Origin of the sequence: Algoriella sp., assembly GCF_036647415.1 — a bacterium.
Taxonomy (GTDB): Bacteria; Bacteroidota; Bacteroidia; order Flavobacteriales; family Weeksellaceae; genus Empedobacter.
Window position 1 is genome coordinate 125834 of the sequence record NZ_JAVXKG010000004.1, and the last position, 19551, is coordinate 145384.

Below are 19551 nucleotides of genomic sequence, written 5' to 3' on the forward strand. Positions count from 1 at the left end.
GTTGAGTAAGGATTTTTTTATTAGATAAGGATTAAAATAATTAATAAAATACCGTTGTTACTGGGTTTCAATACCGTTTAATTAATTTATTTGTATTTATAGTCTTTATTTAAAAAATATGCAATATATTTGCAACCCAAATGCATAGTGCATTTTAGGTTAAAGTTTAATTTTAAAAGTAGTGCTTAGCGCTATACTGTAGAATTAGTATGTATACAGATCCAATTTCAGATTTTCTAACGCGTGTTAGAAATGCAATGATGGCGGGACACAAAGTTGTGGAAATCCCAGCATCTAAAATTAAAAAAGAGATCACTAAGATCTTATTTGAACAAGGTTATATCTTGAACTACAAGTTCGAAGGACAAGATCAACCTCAAGGAACAATCAAAATCGCTTTAAAGTACGATAAAGTAACTAAAGAGCCAGCTATCCGTAAAATCAGAAGAGCTTCTTCTCCAGGTTTACGTCAATATGCAGGATCTAAAGAATTACCTCGTGTATTAAACGGATTAGGTGTTGCTATCATCTCAACTTCTAGAGGTGTTATGACAGACAAACAAGCTCGTCAAGAGAATGTAGGTGGTGAAGTTTTATGTTTTGTTTATTAATCTTTTAAAAAATTAAGAAATTATGTCAAGAATAGGACACGCACAAATCAACATTCCTGCAGCAGCAACTGTTGAATTTAAAGATAAAGTAGTTACTGTAAAAGGTAACAATATTACGATGACTAGAGAATTAAACGAAGGTTTTGATGTGAAAATCGAAGACGGAGTTTTAACTGTAGTACGTCCAGATGATGCTAAAAATAATAGAGCTTTACATGGTTTATACCGTGCATTAATCAATAACATGATTATCGGTACAACAGAAGGTTTTAAAAAACAATTAGAATTAGTTGGTGTTGGTTATAGAGCATCTAACCAAGGACAAAGATTAGATTTGGCATTAGGTTTTTCTCACAACATTGTATTGGAGTTACCAGAAGAAATTAAAGTAGAAACTTTAACAGAAAAAGGTAAAAACCCAATCATTACATTATCATCTCACGATAATCAATTATTAGGAATGATTGTAGCTAAAATCCGCGCTTTCCGTAAGCCAGAGCCTTACAAAGGAAAAGGAATTAAGTTTGTTGGAGAAATTATTAGAAGAAAAGCAGGTAAATCTGCATAAAAATCATTGAAAAATGGCATTATCTAAAGTAGAAAAAAGACAAAAAATAAAAAGACGCGTGCGTCGAAATATTTTCGGAACAGAAACTAAACCTCGTTTGTCAGTTTACCGTTCTAATAAAGAAATTTACGCTCAAATTATTGACGATAACAGTGGAGTAACTTTAGCTTCTGCATCATCTCGTGAAAAAGGTGTTTCTGTAGAAGGTACAAAATCTGAAGTATCTGCATCTGTTGGTAAAGCCTTAGCTGCAAAAGCTGTTGCTAAAGGAATTGAAACTGTAGTTTTTGATCGTAACGGTTTCATATATCATGGTAGAATCAAAGCTTTAGCAGATGGTGCTAGAGAAGGTGGATTAAAATTCTAAAAAAGAGAAAGAAATTATGTTAGGATTTAAAAACGTAGAAAGAGTTAAGCCAACAGGATTAGATTTAAAAGATCGTTTAGTTGGAGTACAACGTGTTACTAAAGTAACAAAAGGAGGTAGAGCATTTGGATTCTCTGCAATCGTAGTAGTAGGAGACGGTAATGGAGTAGTAGGTTACGGATTAGGGAAATCTAAAGATGTTGCTTCTGCTATTGCAAAAGCTATCGAAGATGCTAAGAAAAACTTAGTACGCATTCCTTTATTTGATAACACAATTCCTCACGAACAAGAAGCTCGTTTCGGTGGTGCGCAAGTATTCATTCGTCCAGCATCTAAAGGTACAGGAGTTATTGCAGGTGGAACTGTACGTGCGGTATTAGAATCAGTTGGTATTCACGATGTATTATCAAAATCAAAAGGTTCTTCTAACCCACACAATGCAGTAAAAGCTACATTCCGTGCTTTATTAAGCTTACGTTCTGTAGAAACTATTGCACGTCAAAGAGGTATCTCTATAACTAAAGTATTCAACGGTTAAAATATAGTATCATGAGTAAAGTAAAAGTAAAACAAACACGTAGTGCTATCAACCGTGATAAATCTCAAAAAGCAACTTTAGTAGCTTTAGGATTAAAGAAATTGAATCAAGTTGTTGAGCATGAATCTACACCTCAAATCGAGGGTATGATTAGAAAAATTCAACACTTAGTAGTAGTAGAAAGAGCTTAATCGCTTTTAACCTTTAAAAAATTATTAAAATGAATTTAAGTAATTTAAAACCAGCAGCTGGTTCAGTACAAAATAAATTCCGTAAAGGTAGAGGTGAAGGTAGTGGAAACGGTTTGACAGCAGGTCGTGGACACAAAGGTGCTAAATCTCGTTCTGGTTATTCAAGAAAAATCGGATTCGAAGGAGGACAAATGCCTTTACAAAGACGTTTACCTAAATTTGGTTTCAAAAACATCAACAGAGTTGAGTACACAGGAATCAATTTAGATACAATTCAACAATTAGTTGATAACAACAAAATTACAGATACCCTTAACAAAGAAACATTAGTAAAGTTAGGTTTAGCTCACAAAAACGATTTAGTGAAAATCTTAGGTCGTGGAGAGTTAACAGCTACAGTTAATGTTACTGCTGATAAATTTACTCAAACAGCACAAGAAGCTGTTGAGAAAGCAGGAGGTAAAGTAGAATTAATTAACGCTTAGAAATTTTTTTTATAGATGAAAGGGTTTATACAGACCATAAAAAATATCTGGAGCATAAAAGAACTAAAGGATAAGTTACTTGTAACTATCCTTTTGTTATTGGTTTATAGATTCGGTTCTCATATACCACTTCCAGGTGTCGATATTAACGAAGTTAATCGTTTTATTGCAGACCAAGAAAATGCAAACTCAGGAATTTTAGGATTATTAAACTCTTTTACCGGAGGTTCTTTTAAAAGAGCTTCCGTATTTGCGTTAGGAATTATGCCTTATATCTCTGCTTCAATTGTTGTACAATTGATGGGATTAGCGGTACCTTACATCCAAAAACTACAAAAAGAAGGAGAAAGTGGACGAAATAAAGTAAATCAAATCACAAGATGGTTAACAATTGGGATATGTTTGGTGCAAGCACCAGCTTACCTTACATTGGTAACATCTCAGATTTTACCTTATGACCCAACTTCATCGTATGCTATTTATGTAATTCCCCCAGCAAGCTTCTGGTTCTGGTTCCCATCAGTTATTATTCTGATAACAGGAACAATCTTTGCCATGTGGATGGGAGAAAAAATTACTGACAAAGGTATCGGTAACGGTATATCAATCCTGATTATGGTTGGTATCTTAGCTGATTTACCAAAAGCAATATTTAACGCATTTGAAGTTGACCCTTCAAATGGAATTTTCTTCTTGATAGAAATGTTAGGTTTAATCCTAGTTATTGCAATGTGTATTATGATTGTTGCAGCGGTTCGTAAAGTACCGGTACAATATGTAAGAAGAGCGCAAACTTCTAGTAGTTCTTATATGAGATCAGTAACAGATTCTGTACGTTCTTATATTCCTCTAAAAGTAAATGCAGCAGGTGTAATGCCTATTATCTTCGCACAAGCAATTATGTTTTTACCAGGAACATTAGCAAATTATTTTCTAGATGACGCAAGTCCAATCAAAGCATTCTTTACAAAAATGGCAGATCCATTTACATGGGAATACAATTTGATCTTTGGTTTACTAATTATCATCTTCACTTATTTCTATACAGCGATCACAATTCCTGTAAACCAAATGGCTGAAGACTTAAAAAGAAACGGAGGAATCATACCTGGAATCCGCCCTGGAAAAGAAACTGCAAATTATTTAGACGAAATTTTATCAAAAATTACGTTACCTGGAGCAATTTTACTAACTTTGCTTGCTGTTTTGCCAGCAATTGTGAAATTATTAGGTGTAGAACAAAGCTTGGCTATGTTCTTTGGAGGTACATCAATGTTAATTATGGTGGGAGTTATCTTAGATACTGTACAACAAATTAATACGTATTTATTAAATCACCGTTACGATGGTTTAATGTCTTCAGGTAGAACTTCAAGAGAAATCTAATAAGATTATTTTTTAAAAAGATTTATGGCTAAACAAAAACATATTGAACAAGACGGTACGATTACAGAAGCATTATCTAATGCAATGTTCCGTGTCGAATTAGAAAATGGACATGTTGTAACATGTAACATATCTGGTAAAATGCGTATGCATTACATCAAATTATTACCAGGTGATAGAGTGAAGATTGAGATGTCTCCTTATGACTTATCAAAAGGTAGAATATCTTATAGATACTAAAAGATAAATTAACGACTGGTGGTAGAGTTAACGTTTTTGACGTTAACTCTATCGGATTATAAATAAATTTACAAAGATGAAAATTAGAGCATCCATTAAAAAGAGAAGTGCTGACTGTAAAATTGTGCGTCGTAAAGGACGCTTGTATGTGATCAACAAAAAGAATCCTAAGTTTAAACAAAGACAAGGTTAATTATTTAGAATTATGGCAAGAATTTCAGGTGTAGATTTACCTAAAAACAAAAGAGGTGTAATCGGACTTACATACATTTACGGGATCGGTAGAAGCAGTGCTTCTAAAATCTTAGCTGAGAACAACATCTCAGAAGATAAGAAAGTTAGCGAATGGACTGATGAAGAAATCAACGCAATCCGTGCATCAATTAATGAAACTTTCAAAGTAGAAGGTGAATTAAGATCAGAAATCCAATTAAACATCAAACGTTTAATGGATATCGGATGTCAAAGAGGTATTCGTCACAGATTAGGTTTACCATTACGTGGTCAAAGAACAAAAAATAACTCACGTACTAGAAAAGGTAAAAAGAAAACAGTTGCTAACAAGAAAAAAGCCACTAAATAATAAGTAGATCATGGCAAAAAATCAGAAAGTAGTAAAGAAAAGAAAAGTAGTTGTTGAAGCTACTGGACAAGCTCATATTCAAGCATCGTTTAACAATGTTATCGTTACGTTAACAAACAAAAACGGTGAAGTTATCTCTTGGTCTTCTGCAGGTAAAATGGGATTCCGTGGTTCTAAAAAGAACACGCCTTACGCTGCTCAAGTAGCCGCTCAAGATGCAGCAACAGTTGCATACGAAGCTGGTTTAAGAAGAGTTAAAGTATTCGTTAAAGGACCAGGTCAAGGTCGTGAATCTGCTATTAGAACTATTCATAATGGTGGTATTGAAGTTTCAGAAATTGTTGATGTAACTCCACTTCCACATAACGGATGTCGTCCTCCTAAAAAGAGAAGAGTATAATTCTTTTTCTCAATTTAATTATTTAATATTTAATAGTAATAAATCATGGCAAGATATACAGGACCAAAAACCAAAATTGCAAGAAAATTTGGACAACCAATTTTCGGAGATGACAAATCTTTTGAAAAAAAGAAATATCCTCCAGGGCAACACGGACCTAACAAAAGAAGAGCTAAAAAATCAGAATACGCTATTCAGTTATCTGAAAAACAAAAAGCGAAATATACTTACGGTATCTTAGAGAAACAATTTGCTAACTTATACAAGAAAGCAAATGCATCTAAAGGAATTACAGGTGAAGTATTATTACAATTATGTGAATCTCGTTTAGACAACGTAGTTTACAGATTAGGAATATCTAATTCTCGTAGCGGTGCTCGTCAATTAGTATCTCACAAACACATTACAGTTAATGGTGAGTTAGTAAACATTCCTTCATACCAATTAAAAGCAGGTGATGTTATCAGTGTAAGAGCAAAGTCTAAATCTTTGACTCCTATCACAGCTTCATTACACGCACGTAGAGAATACGATTGGTTAGTTTGGAACGATGAGCAATTATCTGGTACATTTACAAAAGCTCCAGAAAGAGTTCAAATTCCAGAAGATATCAAAGAGCAATTAATCGTCGAGTTATATTCTAAATAAACCTTAAAATCAGACTAATAAAATGACTATTTTAAATTTCATCAAACCTGACAAAGTAATCTTAGTAGAATCTGATTCTAAATTTGGACAATTCGAATTTCGTCCTTTAGAGCCAGGATACGGGATTACAGTTGGAAATGCTCTACGTAGAGTATTACTTTCTTCTTTAGAAGGATATGCAATCACTTCGATTAAGATTGAAGGTGTTGAGCACGAATTTTCAACTATTCCAGGAGTAGTGGAAGATGTTACAGAGATCATTTTAAATCTGAAAAAGGTTCGTTTTAAGAAACAAATTGATGAATCAGATGCTGAAACTGTAACTGCTACTATCTCAGGGCAAGATCAATTAACAGCGGGTGATTTAGGGAAATTTATTTCTGGATTCCAAGTTTTAAACCCTGAATTAGTAATCGCTAACTTAGACGCTAAAGTAAACGTGACAATCACATTTACAATCGAAAAAGGTAGAGGATACGTACCAGCTGAAGAGAATAAAAAGGCTTCTGCGCCAATTGGTACTATAGCAATTGATTCAATTTACACTCCTATTAAGAATGTAAAATATGCAATTGAAAACTATCGTGTAGAACAAAAAACTGATTATGAAAAATTAGTTTTCGAAATTACAACAGATGGTTCTATAACTCCACAAGATGCATTAACTGAAGCAGCTAAAATTTTAATTCACCACTTTATGTTGTTTTCTGATGAAAGAATTACTCTTGAAGCAGAAGAAGTAGCATCTGGTGAAACTTATGATGAAGAAGCTTTACACATGCGCCAATTATTGAAAACTAAATTGGTTGACATGGATTTATCAGTTAGAGCATTAAATTGTTTAAAAGCAGCAGAAGTTGAAACATTAGGCGAATTAGTTTCTTTCGCTAAGTCTGACTTAATGAAATTCAGAAATTTTGGTAAGAAATCTCTTACAGAATTAGAAGAATTGGTGGACAGCAAAGGTCTTAACTTTGGTATGGACATCGTAAAATATAAGTTAGACGTAGAATAATTTTATTAAAAAATGAGACACGGAAAAAAATTTAACCATTTAGGTAGAACTGCCTCTCATAGAAGAGCTTTATTATCTAATTTAGCTATAGCATTGATTACTCACAAGAGAATCAATACAACAGTAGCAAAGGCTAAAGCATTACAAACATATGTAGAGCCTTTATTGACAAAGTCTAAAGTAGACGATACTAACAACCGTCGCGTTGTTTTCTCTTACTTACAAGATAAAGAAGCTATTACTGAATTATTCAGAACAGTAGCTCCTAAAATTGCTGACCGCCCAGGTGGATACACTCGTATTATCAAAACTGGTTTCCGTTTAGGAGATAGTGCTGATATGGCAATGATCGAATTAGTAGATTTCAATGATATCTATACTAATGCGAAAGTAGAGAAAAAAGCAACGACTCGTCGTGGTAAAAAAGGTGCTAAAACTGAAGAAGCTGCTGCGGCAACTGAAACAGAAAGTACTGAAGAAGCATAATCTTATTAATGATTATATATAAAAAAGCTCCCAAATTGGGAGCTTTTTTTATTATCTTATATTCTCTTAACACTAATGTGAAATTCTTTTGTTAATTTGGTAACTAAATAAAGAAACTTTATCATTTTATAATAAAATAAACTATGAAACAACTGATTTTATTCGCTTTAATTTGCACTTCGTTATTCTATTCATGTAAAGATGATGATGAAGTTTTAAATCATGGTTCAATACAAACACATGTTGATCTAAAACTTAATGATAAAGAGGGCAGAGATTTATTTGATCCAAAATTTACAACTGTAAAAAAAGATTTAAAAGTTTATTGTTTGGTGAATAATAAATGGGAATTACGTGTAGAAAGTAATACAGGATCTTCTAATGATTATATGATTTATCAAGATAAAGAAGGCTATGTATTAAGGTTATTTCCTGATTTGTTTTTAGATAAATTAGAAACTAAAATGTTAGTAAAATGGTCCGATAATTATGTAGCAGATACTATTATTACACAATATTCAAAATATGGAAATGGAGGAATCTCTAATGATAAAGTTTTTTTGAATAGTAAATTAATTGTAGAGCATTATCCAATAATAATTATTAAATAAATAATCAATAAAATAAAACCTTGTAAAGAATTTACTTAACAAGGTTCTTAGATATAAAAAATAATGATGATTAAAAACTGAAGTTAATCTTTTTTATTTCTTGATTATTTTACGATTGATAACTTTACCATCTTTTAAAATAATTTTTGCAACATAAACACCAGCTTGTAATTTATCTGTGTCAATTCTATTTGTGACATTATTTTCTTTTAAAATAACTTGTCCCAATGTATTTATAATTTCTATAGAAGCAATTTGATTCTGAAAGCTAGTATCAACTGCCAAATAATCTTTTATAGGATTAGGGTATATTTTTAGCTCTTTTTGATTAACAGTATTGATAGCAAGATTTTCTGTTGTAATTTTAAAATTATCATAATAAGCATCCCCTCCATAATTGTTATGTAACATTGTGAAGCCGTTAATATTTGCTTTTGTAAAATTATTTCCAGTATAGACTAATTTTGAGTTTAGATAATATTTAATTTCATTTTCAGAAACTTCTATCTTAAAATTATTCCATTTATTAATAGGCCAATCTTTTGCATCATCAGCATAATCAAAACCATAGTTAATATCTTTGGTAATGTACAAATAACCTCTATTCTCCATTCCAAAACCAGCTACAGGATAAAATTCATCCGTTTCAGTATTTACTGTATACAACGTAAATTCAAAATCAGCACCATTTCTTTTTGTTACATTAGCATCAAATGTTATGGTAAAGTTTTTATAGTCAGTAGGTGTATCAAATACTTTAGTAGCTCCCATAATAGGAAACCATTGTTCTTTATAATCAGCTTGATTTCCATTTTTGAAAGAATTAGTTCCATCGCTTGCTAATTCATTTGTAACAATTTGGTTGTTTATTATTTTTCCATCTCCATCTTTACTAACTTCCCAATTATTTTGTTGGTTTAAGTTTCCTAAGACAAATCCTTCAGAAGTTTCGAATGAATAGGCTTGTTGTGCTTGTATGATTGTAGTACTTGCAATAAATAAAAGTGTATAAATTTTCTTCATATTATATATCTATGTTAATAATTAGAAGCAATATAACAAAAAAAACTCTGACTTTTAAAAAGCCAGAGTTTTAGAAGTATATTTTATAACAATACTATTTTAATCATGTTGTTGTGCATCAATCACAGCAATAGTTACCATGTTCACAATTTCGCGAACTGTACTATCTAATTGCAATAAATGAATTGGTTTTTTTATTCCAATCAAAATTGGTCCAACCGCTTCTATATTTCCTAATTCTTGTAATAATTTGTACGAGATATTTGCTGATTCAAGATTTGGGAAAACCAACGTATTAGCATAAGTTCCTGCTAATTTAGAGAAAGGGAAGTTACTTTGTAATTTTTCTTTATTTACTGCAAAATTTGCCTGAATATCACCATCTACTTTAATTTCTGGATGATTTTTATGCAAATAATTTACGGCATTTTGTACTTTAGAAACTGTTTCTCCTTTATTCGATCCAAAATTTGAATACGACAATAATGCAATTTTAGGTTCGATTTTAAATTTCTTAATCGTTTCGTTAAATTGCAATGTAATATTGACTAAATCTTCTGAAGTCGGATCTAAGTTAACCGTTGTATCTCCCAAGAAAACAGGACCTTTTTCAGTTAACATCAAATACATACTTGCAACTTTTTGATTTTCTTTCGCTCCAATTAACTCTAAAGCTGGACGAATTGATTGCGAATAATTTTTCGTCATTCCAGAAATCATTGTATCTGCATAACCAAACTCTACCATACAAGAACCAAAATAATTACGATCGCGTAACATCTTTTCCGCATCTGTGATAGAAACTCCTTTGCGTTGACGTTTTGTATAGATAAACTCCGCAAATTTATTGTAACGAACAGAACCTTCTTCTGCGCTTGGATCAATGATTTCTACATCTTCCAAATCCAGCGCATAATCCTTAATCATTTGTTGAATTTTATTTTTCTTTCCTAAAATGATTGGAATTGCAATTTTTTCTTCCTTCACTATTTGCGCTGCACGTAAAATCTCGAATCGATCTCCTTCCGCAAAAACAACACGCTTCGGATTTGATTTTGCAGTTTGCGTTAAATTACGCATAATCGTACTTTCTTTTCCGATACGTTTTATCAATGATAATTTGTATTCTTCAAAATCTGTGATAATATTTTTCGCAACACCCGTTTCTATCGCTGCTTTTGCAACAGCCGCAGAAACTTCTGGTAACAAACGAGGATCGTTAGGTTTTGGAATGATATATTCTTTACTAAACTTCAACGAATGATTGTTGTACGCTTGTGTTACAACTTCTGGAACAGGCTCTTTTGCTAATTTTGCAATAGCATGAACCGCCGCAATTTTCATTTCTTCATTTATAGTTGTCGAACGTACGTCTAACGCTCCACGGAAGATATATGGAAATCCTAAAACGTTGTTTACCTGATTTGGATAATCAGATCTTCCCGTTCCCATAATAATATCTTTGCGTGTATCAACAGCTAATTCGTATGCAATTTCTGGATTTGGATTTGCCATTGCCAAAACAATAGGATCTTTTGCCATAGTATTCAACATTTCCGCTGTTAACACATCTGCTGCCGATAATCCGATAAACACATCTGCATCTTTTACTGCATCTGCCAAAGTAGAAATATCACGATCTGTTGCCCATTCTGCTTTTGATGGATCAAGATTATCACGATCAGAACGGATAACACCTTTACTATCCAACATCACAATGTTTTCTTTAGTTGCTCCAACCGAAATGTACATTCCTGTACAAGAAATTGCAGCTGCACCAGCACCATTAACTACGATTTTTACTTTAGAAATATCCTTTCCTTGTAATTCACACGCATTGATAAGTGCTGCACCAGAAATAATTGCTGTTCCGTGCTGATCGTCGTGCATTACAGGAATATTCATTTCTGCTTTTAGACGTTTTTCAATCTCAAAACATTCAGGTGCTTTAATATCTTCAAGATTAATTCCACCAAAAGTTGGCTCTAATGCTTTTACGATATTTATAAATTCATCTACATTTTTTGTGTCCAATTCGATATCAAAAACATCAATATCAGCAAATATTTTGAATAAAAGTCCTTTCCCTTCCATCACAGGTTTAGAAGCCTGCGCACCAATATCTCCTAATCCTAAAACTGCTGTTCCATTACTAATTACTGCAACTAAATTACCTTTTGCAGTATATTTATAAGCATTTTCTGGATCTTTTTCGATTTCTAAACATGGCTCTGCAACACCTGGCGAATAGGCAAGTGATAAATCTCTTTGCGTATTCGTAGGTTTTGTAGGAATTACCTCAATTTTACCGGGTTTTCCCATTGAGTGATAATTCAATGCATCTTTCTTACGATTGTCATTCATCTTTTTGTGATTTATATTTTTTCCAAGAATAAATTTAGGTAAAAAAAAATCAATCAACTTATGATGAATGTTAGATTTTGATATTTTTTGACACTATTTTTTATCAACTTGCAAGTTTTAAATATTAAAATCTTGTAAGTTGATAAATTTGCTCAATAATTGAATCATTTATATTGATAAAAACCCACCTTTTACATTGTGTAAAAGGTGGGTTTATTTTCTATTTCTGTAATCAATTTATTACTTATTTTTTATAGTTAAATATCCTGTAATACTTTCTTTATCATTAAGTGCTATTCTGTACCAATAACTATCCGAAGCTAATGGAAAACCATTATTTTTTCCGTCCCATATAAATTCATCATCAACTTGAGCTTCTTTTAATAATTTAGCATTTCGATCAAATATTTGAATTATTACATTCTTGTAACCAGTTAATTTTAGCTTCCATTTGTCATTTTTTCCATCTCCATTTGGGGAAATAAAGTTATTGATTTTAAAAATTGAAAAATCTTTTTTGACAGGTTCACAATTATCTGAAGAAACTACAAATACGGTATAATTGCCATTATCAAGAGAAGTAAAAGTATTTGAATTTTGCCATGTAATTCCATTCAAAGAATATTTATAAGGAGGTTTTCCACCTTCAGTGTTTATAATAGCTCGTCCATCTACTGTTTGAATTGATGTAATAATTGGTAAGTCATAAAGACTAACGTTGATATGATGACGATATGAACAATCGTTAAGAGAATTTAAATCAACCCAATAATTTCCTTCTATTGCATTTATTGTTTGTGAGGTTTCATTTGTATTCCACAAATAACTTTTATAATTGTTACCAGCATCTAATATTATAGATGAATTAGGACATATTGAAATATCTTTTAGTAATGTTGAATATTCAGGTGATTTGATATCAATTGTTATTTCTGAAAAATTAGGACAAAATCCAGCTAATTCGTATCGAATATAAAATGTTTTGGACTGATTAATTTCTTGTGAAGGAGAAATAGAATTCTTGTTTTGTAATGCATTTATTAAACTAGAATAGAAACTAATTTGAACTGCGCCATTTGCTGTAAAATTCTTGATGTAAGCATTTAGATCAACAGTTGCTATTTTGTCAAAATCACTATCACATTCTTCGACTGAAAATGCTTTTGTAAATAAATTCACTTTTTCTCCAAACTTGAAGTGAAGTGTTTCTATAACAGGACTACATCCATTTTTAGATTCAATTCTAGCATAAATAGTCGTTTCTGTAACAAATGTATTTAGATTGGGTAATGTATTTGTATTTCCTGCTAAAGCATCTGCATTATTTGTATAATATTTCACAACAAATAAATCTTTATTTGTGAGAATTTGAGTAGTGATTTGATCTAAGTTAATTTGAATCTCCAATCCACAATATTCTGTTTGATATTTTGATAAATCAAGTATTGGTAAAGGGTAAAATTCTAATGATATTTCGGCAGTTTGTTCACAACCTCTTTTTGTTTTTACAACAACATATACCTTTTTATTCGATTGAGAAGTATAGTTTTTAAAATCTATAATTTCGTTTGTTTCATTATCAGCATCTAGCCGTGTTGGATAATATTTTTTTGTTGCATCAACAATATCAGTAACCTCTGCAAGCGACAAATCAAAAACACCAGAATTGTTGACATTACAAGTTTTGATTGTCCTGTCTACAACCTTCAAATCTTCAAGATTAACTTTAATCGTTACAATTTCACAATCAGCAAATTCATCTGTACCACAAAATTTATATTGAAATTCATCATCTCCTGAAGTAGCACTATTTGGTGTATAAATAATTTCGCCAGAAGTAGCATCTATACTAACTTTACCTTTTTGGGGATTTGTAATGATTTTTACAGAAGATAAATCAATATTTTGTAGAGATTTAGTAAATTTTGGTTTGACAACGATTAAATTTGTGTTACATGTTTCAAAACTTTGTGAAGATTCCACAGCACAATTAACCAATTTAAATTCAGCTTTTAATGGAGGACAAGTTCCGATTGTTACTTCTACAGAATAGTATCCTAATTTTGGAGGTTTGAATGTAACATCATTAGCACCAGGAATTGCAATACCATTTTCAAACCATTGATAAGATTCATAAATATTAGGTGTTACACTTAATGTAACATCAGGAAAACAGCCGTCTGCAACAATAGTTGGTTTGGTTGGTAATCCAGCAAAAAAACCACCATAACCAGCTGCACTACTACCAGCAGTAATTCCGCCTGTTATGGCTTTATCAGATTTTATTGATATATTTCCTTTTATGTTTGGAATACCGTAAGTAACCCAATTTGATGATCCAGTAAGATCAAAAGGACCATAATTAGAGTCAGGAGTTATACCGTTCACAGTCACTTTAGCGCCTTTTTCTGTAATTAAATTAAGTTTTGTTGGTACATTATTTATCGAATAATAGGTATTATTACTATTATTTACTAAGTAAATCTCGTTTTCATCGATTAATCCTATTTCATCAATTGTTTTTGGTAAAAAACAGTTTAGTGCAGGAATAAAATTCATTCCACCAGTAGCTTCAACACTTGTAGTATTACTACCTCCTAATAATTGATAAACATATGCGTTTTCGGTTGTTTGTATATATAAGTTGTAATGATCTTTTCCTTGATTGATGTATTTATTATCTATAATAGTATAATATTCACCTTCGTTCAGAGTTTTTAATGGAATAGATTCATTGTTTACATAAATCTCTGTATTATCCTTAGTTGCAACAACAATTGCGCCTTCCATATTTTTTCCGATATCGGCATTTCCTTTTACTAAGACAAATTCTTTTCCTAATTGATTGACAGGTACGTTTTGATCCATCAAAATATCCGAACCATTAGGATAATCTCCAGCATATTGTCCATTAAAATTACCATTTGTTACAGAAATTGGTTTATCAGATTCAATTTTAGCACCAATAAATCCTGAAAAATTATTAGAGTAAGTTCCATTTCCTTCTATAATGTAAGATTCTCCTTTGTTAAGTATAATATTGAACTCATTTCTACTAATACCATCACTAAATCGTACATTAGAATTAAATTTTGAAACATTAATAGTTGTGTTATCTTCCGTAGCCAAAATACTCGTCATAAAATTTAGAATATCATTCCTTGTAGAAATAGGAGCCATTACGCTATAAAATAAAGTTCCTGTACCGGCGCTTCCTTTAGAAGTAATGATTTCCGCATGATTTACAGTGGAAAAACGAAGATTAGCAAAATATGCATAATCTGCCTCCAAGTATAAACCCATTTTTATGGGCTTGAATAAGTCGGTATAATTTGTTGTAATAATATAAGAACGAGGAATTGAATAAACTCCTGGATTTCCTTTGCTAATAGTTACTTTATCAACAACTATATTGTTGTTATAAATTTTAACTTCAAACGGTGTAGTTCTATTTGTGGATAAATAAATTTTCTGAATTGGATATGGATTTCTAGTAGCATCAAACATTGGCGCAAACCAATGTTTGGTATCTAATTGAGCATGGATTTGATTAAAAATCAAAAAAGTGAATAGGATAAATAGAAATTTTCTCATAAAAAATTATATAGTCAAATGATTATTTATGAAGTAAACGTCTTAAAAAGTAAATTGAAAGTTTAGTTTTTAGCTTGTTGTGTATTTTGAGAATTTTATAAAAAAATGTTAGTTCGAGTAAAATTCTATTCTCGATACAATTTTTATTCACACTGTTTCTAAAAATAACTCGAATTGGCGAATTTTTAATCAAAATACACAACAGGTATTTTTATGATATTTAGGAATGAAATAATTTTACAACCCATCCACAACTTCAACCAATTTCTTTGTTAAGTTTTTTCGGTTGAATTGCTGAACTTCTTCTTCATTAGTTTCAAATTTTTGAGAAGGATTTCTTAACCATTGATTGTAAATTGAGAGAATGAAATTTTTAATTTCATTGGTATTTTGATGAGAAAAATAATCGCCTGCTTTCGTTTTTTGAAGTATTCTTTCGACATCAGCATCTGTTGGACCAATAGCTAAAATAGGATTTCCAGTCGCCATATATTCAAATAATTTTCCTGGAATAATACCTTTCGATGCCACATTGTCAAAATTTGTTAGGATCAAGATATTTGCAGAATTTATAGCATTTAGCGATTCTTGATGCGAAACATAACCATGTACAACCAAATTATTTTGCAAGCCAGTATCTACAATAGTTTGTTTTACATCATCGGCCAAAGATCCATAAAAATCAAGCTTAAAATCATTTTTGAATGATTGATTTTCATTCATAATTTCCGTCAAAGCCTTCCATAAAGCAACAGGATTTCGAAGCATTTCTAATCCGCCAGAATACGTCAAATGAAAGTGATTTTGATCTTTTTCTGTTTGTTGTTTTACTTCTTCAAAACCATTTGTAATAACCTCTACATGTTTTGCGCCAATCTTCTTGAAGTTCTCGCCATCAGCATAACTTGTTGCTAAAACAACATCTGTTTTTTGCATAACATTACGCTCTAAATCTTCGTGTTTTTTAGTTGCCCAAGATGTTAATTTTAATTCTTTGTGATAACTAATTTGCGTCCAAGGATCACGAAAATCTGCTAACCATTTTAGGTTTGGAAGCTCATTTTTTAGTTTTAAACCAATCAAATGTAAACTATGCGGTGGGCCAGAAGTTACAATGGTATCAATGTTTTCTTTTTGTAAAAAATCTTTTAAATAATCAACCGAAGGATTTACCCAAAACTTGCGTGCATCTGGAATAAAAAAGTTTCCGCGGACAAAAACAGATAGTTTCGACATAAAAGATTGACTCTCTTTTTTCTCGAAATGACCAGCTTTGTAGGCTTTATTTTTAGGGTTTAATTTTTCGGCTAATTGATAAGGTTCCCAAATTTTGTTCTTGACGATTTTAACATTCGGATTCACATCTTTTACTAAAGTTTCATCAATAATTGGATACGAAGGATTTTCTGGAATATAAACATAGGTTTCATATCCAAATTCAGGAAGATATTTTGTGAATTTCAACCATCTTTGCACACCAGGACCTCCCGCAGGAGGCCAGTAATAGGTGATGATTAATATTTTTTTCATTCTAAAATTAAGCCTTTTTAGTGGCTAAGTTTAAATTCTCTTTTGTAGAACATTTTTTGTATCCCAAATAAACACCTCCAACCACAACGATTAAAAGTAAAATATTCGAAATAATTACAATCATATTTCCAGTAGAAATAACTTGTGGTTTAAATTCCATCACAATTGTATGATTTCCTTTTTGCACAGGAACTGCACGTAAAACATAATTCGCTTTTTCGATCGGAATTTCTTTTCCATCAATAGTTGCTGTCCATCCGTGAGGATAATAAATCTCAGAGAAAACGGCAATTTGATCTGTTGAAGATGAAGATTTGTAGGTCATTTTCATTGGAGAATAATCAACCAATTCAATCTTTGAAGCTGTATCTGGCGAAACGTTTAAGTTTTTATTATTAACCAAATCTTTGCGTAAAATAACCGTATTATTAACTGGAGTAGAATTAATGGCTAAGATTTCATCATTCGCATTTTCTGTCCATTTAATATTCGATGCAAACCAAGCGCTACCTTGAGCTGTAGGATTTTGCTGAACTTTTGGTTCTGTAGGATCACCATGAATAATGTATTTCGTATTCAACATATTCAATACATTAATCAATCCAGTTTCATCTTTTATTCCGTATTGTTTTAATTCTGGATTTTGAGAAAAATAAATATCAATAACATCTTGATATTTACCTAATTTTGCTGCGTGATACCCACCAATAGAAGGAACGAAATATGAAGTTCCTGCTTCGTTGAATGTACTTAAAGCTGTATTGTAAACTCGGAAATGTGATTTGTCTTGTTTCGCAATATTTGATAATAAATTGTTCAAAGGAATTTTGTAGGCAATTTGCGCAACATTATTATTGTTTTCTGCTTCGGACTGTAGACGAGGCGACATTTCTGTAGGGAAAGGATTGTCAACAATATATTTAGACACAAAATTGTCATCATTCAAATAACGTTTATTCACTGTATATCCATCAATCAAAGCTAAAGCTCCAATCGCGAAAACGACAATTGCGGGTTTTTTGATTACTTTGAAAAGATAAGCGATCATCAAACCAAGAGTTAAGACAACAAACAATAATGTTCTTAATGTATCAGCTTTGAACATTGCAATTCTATCCAAAATTAAAGCTTCGTCTAATCGTTTTATTAATCCGTCCCAAACTCCAACTGCATTTGGATTTGCTTGTTGTATTTGACCAATTAATTGTTCGGTCATTAATTTTTCATCAGGAGAACTAAAAGGGAAAATCATTCCACCAAATAAGTATAAAATGACTAAAATAGCAACTGTAGAACCACCAGCTATATATAGTACTTTCTTTTTGAATTCTTCTTTTTCATCAGAATTAAAGAAATAATATAACGTCAAAATTGCTAAGAAAGGCATCGTAAACTCGGCTATAACTAAGATAGAAGAAACAGCACGGAATTTATCGTACATTGGGAAATAGTCAATAAATAAATTGGTGATAAATGGTAAATTTTTCCCCCAAGCTAATACAAAGCTTAAAAATGTTGCACCAACTAACCATTTTTTATAGGTAGAGAATTTTCCACGAACCATAAAAAGTCCGATAATAAATAAGAAAACGACTACAGCACCTTGATAAGCGGGACCAGAAGTTCCTGGCTGATCGCCCCAATATGCACTTCTTGGTTGACTTGCTACGGCTTGAAAAACTTGTTGATTAAATTCATCTTCACCAATACTATATTGTGTATTTTGTAATTCGGATGTATAATTTTTTAAATCTTCTGGATTTGTTTGAGAACCACCACCCATCAAATTTGGAATAAATAGATTTAATGTTTCTAATTTTCCATAACTCCATTGTGTGATATAATCGTGATCTAATCCATTTGAATTCTTTTTAAGTAAAGTCATTTCAGATTTTCCACGCGTCGTCTCTTTACTGTATTCATAAGTTGACATTAATCGATTTGCATTAAGTCCTGCTGCAATAATTACAGCTACAACAACCAAAGTAGATGATTTCAGAAAATCTGGTAATTCTTTCTTTTTGATACTATCAATAAATTGAACGATTGCAAAAACTAACATCGCCAAAAATAAATAGAATGTCATTTGGATGTGATTGGCTTGTAATTGCAATCCCATAAACAATGTTGTAAGAACAAAACCGCTGATGTATTTTTTGCGATATAATAATAAAATACCAGCAATTAATGGTGCAAAATACCCAATTGTATGTAGTTTACCGTTGTGACCTGCAGCAATCAATTCAAAATAATAAGAACCAAACGAAAAGAAAATAGCACCAACTAAAGCGTATTTCCATTTCTTGAAAACCGTTAATCCAAGTATAAAGAAACCTGCAAATAACAAGAAAATATAATCGGCTGGGCGTGGTAAAAATCGAATAACAGAATCGATGGATTTTATGACATCAAAATCGTATTTCGCACCAGTTTGATACGTTGGCATTCCGCCAAACATTGCATCCGACCAATAGACATTTTCATTGGTTTTGTCTTGATAATTTAGCATTTCTTGCGCACTACCTTTGTAGTTGATAATATCGGGTTGTATAACCGATTTACCTGACAAAATAGGTGCACAATAAACTAAAGCAATCACTACAAAAAGTAGTAATGATACAAGAACGTAGAGTAAATTCTTTTTATTTTTCATCCTTTTTTTCTTCTTCGATTATTTCGTAATCTACCGTTTCAGCTTCTATGTTAAATTTCGATTTTTCGAATGATTTATTGTTTTGAGGTTCTTGATAAGAACCATTATTTGTTGTATTTTGACTTTGATTATAAGCATTTTGTTGTTGATTAATCGCGTCTTTAAACGCTTTTTTTATCACAAATACTTTTCTTAAAAATCTAAAAATGGTTAAGAAAATTATACTTAAAATTATAATCGTTAAAATTGTTTTCATTA

Annotated in this window: 21 protein-coding genes; 15 read left to right on the top strand and 6 right to left on the bottom strand. The window is 31.5% G+C overall.

Features of this window, described 5'->3' with window-relative positions:
- Positions 1 to 209: 209 nt before the first annotated feature.
- From rpsH to RSC72_RS03135, 15 genes are all read left to right on the top strand, one after another.
- The gene (gene rpsH / locus RSC72_RS03065) at positions 210 to 611 is read left to right on the top strand and encodes a 30S ribosomal protein S8 (RefSeq protein ID WP_332544356.1); all 402 of its coding nucleotides are present in this window, start codon (positions 210 to 212) and stop codon (positions 609 to 611) included.
- Positions 612 to 633: 22 nt separating this feature from the next.
- Complete coding sequence (gene rplF, locus RSC72_RS03070; protein ID WP_332544355.1) at positions 634 to 1179, top strand: 50S ribosomal protein L6; 546 nt, start codon at positions 634 to 636, stop codon at positions 1177 to 1179.
- A gap of 13 nt (positions 1180 to 1192) precedes the next feature.
- Complete coding sequence (gene rplR, locus RSC72_RS03075; RefSeq protein ID WP_332544354.1) at positions 1193 to 1546, top strand: 50S ribosomal protein L18; 354 nt, start codon at positions 1193 to 1195, stop codon at positions 1544 to 1546.
- 16 nt (positions 1547 to 1562) lie between these two features.
- A complete protein-coding gene (gene rpsE, locus RSC72_RS03080; RefSeq protein WP_442878302.1) occupies positions 1563 to 2084 on the top strand; it encodes a 30S ribosomal protein S5 in 522 nt (173 codons plus the stop codon).
- A gap of 11 nt (positions 2085 to 2095) precedes the next feature.
- Positions 2096 to 2275 (top strand): 50S ribosomal protein L30, encoded by a 180-nt coding sequence (rpmD, locus tag RSC72_RS03085; RefSeq protein ID WP_092907650.1) that lies wholly within the window; start codon positions 2096 to 2098, stop codon positions 2273 to 2275.
- Positions 2276 to 2304: 29 nt separating this feature from the next.
- A complete protein-coding gene (gene rplO / locus RSC72_RS03090; RefSeq protein WP_332544353.1) occupies positions 2305 to 2760 on the top strand; it encodes a 50S ribosomal protein L15 in 456 nt (151 codons plus the stop codon).
- A gap of 15 nt (positions 2761 to 2775) precedes the next feature.
- Positions 2776 to 4146: a preprotein translocase subunit SecY gene (gene secY, locus RSC72_RS03095; protein ID WP_332544352.1), complete on the top strand. Its 1371-nt coding sequence runs from the start codon at positions 2776 to 2778 to the stop codon at positions 4144 to 4146.
- 24 nt (positions 4147 to 4170) lie between these two features.
- Positions 4171 to 4386, top strand: a complete 216-nt coding sequence (gene infA / locus RSC72_RS03100) for a translation initiation factor IF-1 (RefSeq protein ID WP_171623153.1) — start codon at positions 4171 to 4173, stop codon at positions 4384 to 4386.
- A gap of 76 nt (positions 4387 to 4462) precedes the next feature.
- On the top strand, positions 4463 to 4579 hold the full coding sequence (ykgO, locus tag RSC72_RS03105) for a type B 50S ribosomal protein L36 (protein ID WP_013598490.1): 117 nt from the start codon (positions 4463 to 4465) through the stop codon (positions 4577 to 4579).
- 12 nt (positions 4580 to 4591) lie between these two features.
- Positions 4592 to 4969: a 30S ribosomal protein S13 gene (gene rpsM, locus RSC72_RS03110; RefSeq protein ID WP_092907656.1), complete on the top strand. Its 378-nt coding sequence runs from the start codon at positions 4592 to 4594 to the stop codon at positions 4967 to 4969.
- Between the two features lie 10 nt (positions 4970 to 4979).
- On the top strand, positions 4980 to 5369 hold the full coding sequence (gene rpsK / locus RSC72_RS03115) for a 30S ribosomal protein S11 (RefSeq protein WP_072928707.1): 390 nt from the start codon (positions 4980 to 4982) through the stop codon (positions 5367 to 5369).
- A gap of 45 nt (positions 5370 to 5414) precedes the next feature.
- The gene (gene rpsD / locus RSC72_RS03120) at positions 5415 to 6017 is read left to right on the top strand and encodes a 30S ribosomal protein S4 (protein WP_332544351.1); all 603 of its coding nucleotides are present in this window, start codon (positions 5415 to 5417) and stop codon (positions 6015 to 6017) included.
- A 22-nt stretch (positions 6018 to 6039) separates the two neighbouring features.
- Positions 6040 to 7032: a DNA-directed RNA polymerase subunit alpha gene (locus RSC72_RS03125; RefSeq protein ID WP_332544350.1), complete on the top strand. Its 993-nt coding sequence runs from the start codon at positions 6040 to 6042 to the stop codon at positions 7030 to 7032.
- Positions 7033 to 7044: 12 nt separating this feature from the next.
- Positions 7045 to 7518: a 50S ribosomal protein L17 gene (gene rplQ, locus RSC72_RS03130; RefSeq protein ID WP_332544349.1), complete on the top strand. Its 474-nt coding sequence runs from the start codon at positions 7045 to 7047 to the stop codon at positions 7516 to 7518.
- A 143-nt stretch (positions 7519 to 7661) separates the two neighbouring features.
- Positions 7662 to 8129: a hypothetical protein gene (locus tag RSC72_RS03135; protein WP_332544348.1), complete on the top strand. Its 468-nt coding sequence runs from the start codon at positions 7662 to 7664 to the stop codon at positions 8127 to 8129.
- A gap of 93 nt (positions 8130 to 8222) precedes the next feature.
- Here the strand turns inward: RSC72_RS03135 and RSC72_RS03140 are convergent, their stop codons facing one another.
- From RSC72_RS03140 to RSC72_RS03165, 6 genes are all read right to left on the bottom strand, one after another.
- A complete protein-coding gene (locus RSC72_RS03140; RefSeq protein ID WP_332566084.1) occupies positions 8223 to 9152 on the bottom strand; it encodes a T9SS type A sorting domain-containing protein in 930 nt (309 codons plus the stop codon).
- 99 nt (positions 9153 to 9251) lie between these two features.
- Positions 9252 to 11516 carry an NADP-dependent malic enzyme gene (locus RSC72_RS03145; protein WP_332544345.1) on the bottom strand — a complete coding sequence of 755 codons (2265 nt, stop codon included), beginning with the start codon at positions 11514 to 11516 and terminating at the stop codon, positions 9252 to 9254.
- 240 nt (positions 11517 to 11756) lie between these two features.
- Positions 11757 to 15110, bottom strand: a complete 3354-nt coding sequence (locus tag RSC72_RS03150) for a T9SS type B sorting domain-containing protein (RefSeq protein ID WP_332544344.1) — start codon at positions 15108 to 15110, stop codon at positions 11757 to 11759.
- Positions 15111 to 15347: 237 nt separating this feature from the next.
- On the bottom strand, positions 15348 to 16640 hold the full coding sequence (locus tag RSC72_RS03155) for a glycosyltransferase (RefSeq protein WP_332544343.1): 1293 nt from the start codon (positions 16638 to 16640) through the stop codon (positions 15348 to 15350).
- A 7-nt stretch (positions 16641 to 16647) separates the two neighbouring features.
- A complete protein-coding gene (locus RSC72_RS03160; RefSeq protein WP_332544342.1) occupies positions 16648 to 19293 on the bottom strand; it encodes a YfhO family protein in 2646 nt (881 codons plus the stop codon).
- Positions 19283 to 19549, bottom strand: a complete 267-nt coding sequence (locus RSC72_RS03165) for a hypothetical protein (RefSeq protein ID WP_332544341.1) — start codon at positions 19547 to 19549, stop codon at positions 19283 to 19285. The genes RSC72_RS03160 and RSC72_RS03165 overlap by 11 nt, the downstream gene beginning before the upstream one ends.
- Positions 19550 to 19551: the final 2 nt, after the last annotated feature.

Bases quoted from the DNA above. Each gene is read 5' to 3' on its own strand.
- RSC72_RS03150 (WP_332544344.1), bottom strand. From the start codon at position 15,110: ATGAGAAAATTTCTATTTATCCTATTCACTTTTTTGATTTTTAATCAA.
- rplR (WP_332544354.1), top strand. From the start codon at position 1,193: ATGGCATTATCTAAAGTAGAAAAAAGACAAAAAATAAAAAGACGCGTG.
- RSC72_RS03140 (WP_332566084.1), bottom strand. From the start codon at position 9,152: ATGAAGAAAATTTATACACTTTTATTTATTGCAAGTACTACAATCATA.
- rpsE (WP_442878302.1), top strand. From the start codon at position 1,563: ATGTTAGGATTTAAAAACGTAGAAAGAGTTAAGCCAACAGGATTAGAT.
- rpsD (WP_332544351.1), top strand. From the start codon at position 5,415: ATGGCAAGATATACAGGACCAAAAACCAAAATTGCAAGAAAATTTGGA.
- RSC72_RS03155 (WP_332544343.1), bottom strand. From the start codon at position 16,640: ATGAAAAAAATATTAATCATCACCTATTACTGGCCTCCTGCGGGAGGT.
- rpsM (WP_092907656.1), top strand. From the start codon at position 4,592: ATGGCAAGAATTTCAGGTGTAGATTTACCTAAAAACAAAAGAGGTGTA.
- RSC72_RS03135 (WP_332544348.1), top strand. From the start codon at position 7,662: ATGAAACAACTGATTTTATTCGCTTTAATTTGCACTTCGTTATTCTAT.
- RSC72_RS03165 (WP_332544341.1), bottom strand. From the start codon at position 19,549: ATGAAAACAATTTTAACGATTATAATTTTAAGTATAATTTTCTTAACC.
- rpsH (WP_332544356.1), top strand. From the start codon at position 210: ATGTATACAGATCCAATTTCAGATTTTCTAACGCGTGTTAGAAATGCA.
- rpsK (WP_072928707.1), top strand. From the start codon at position 4,980: ATGGCAAAAAATCAGAAAGTAGTAAAGAAAAGAAAAGTAGTTGTTGAA.
- ykgO (WP_013598490.1), top strand. From the start codon at position 4,463: ATGAAAATTAGAGCATCCATTAAAAAGAGAAGTGCTGACTGTAAAATT.
- RSC72_RS03145 (WP_332544345.1), bottom strand. From the start codon at position 11,516: ATGAATGACAATCGTAAGAAAGATGCATTGAATTATCACTCAATGGGA.
- infA (WP_171623153.1), top strand. From the start codon at position 4,171: ATGGCTAAACAAAAACATATTGAACAAGACGGTACGATTACAGAAGCA.
- rplQ (WP_332544349.1), top strand. From the start codon at position 7,045: ATGAGACACGGAAAAAAATTTAACCATTTAGGTAGAACTGCCTCTCAT.
- rplF (WP_332544355.1), top strand. From the start codon at position 634: ATGTCAAGAATAGGACACGCACAAATCAACATTCCTGCAGCAGCAACT.
- rpmD (WP_092907650.1), top strand. From the start codon at position 2,096: ATGAGTAAAGTAAAAGTAAAACAAACACGTAGTGCTATCAACCGTGAT.
- RSC72_RS03160 (WP_332544342.1), bottom strand. From the start codon at position 19,293: ATGAAAAATAAAAAGAATTTACTCTACGTTCTTGTATCATTACTACTT.
- rplO (WP_332544353.1), top strand. From the start codon at position 2,305: ATGAATTTAAGTAATTTAAAACCAGCAGCTGGTTCAGTACAAAATAAA.
- secY (WP_332544352.1), top strand. From the start codon at position 2,776: ATGAAAGGGTTTATACAGACCATAAAAAATATCTGGAGCATAAAAGAA.
- RSC72_RS03125 (WP_332544350.1), top strand. From the start codon at position 6,040: ATGACTATTTTAAATTTCATCAAACCTGACAAAGTAATCTTAGTAGAA.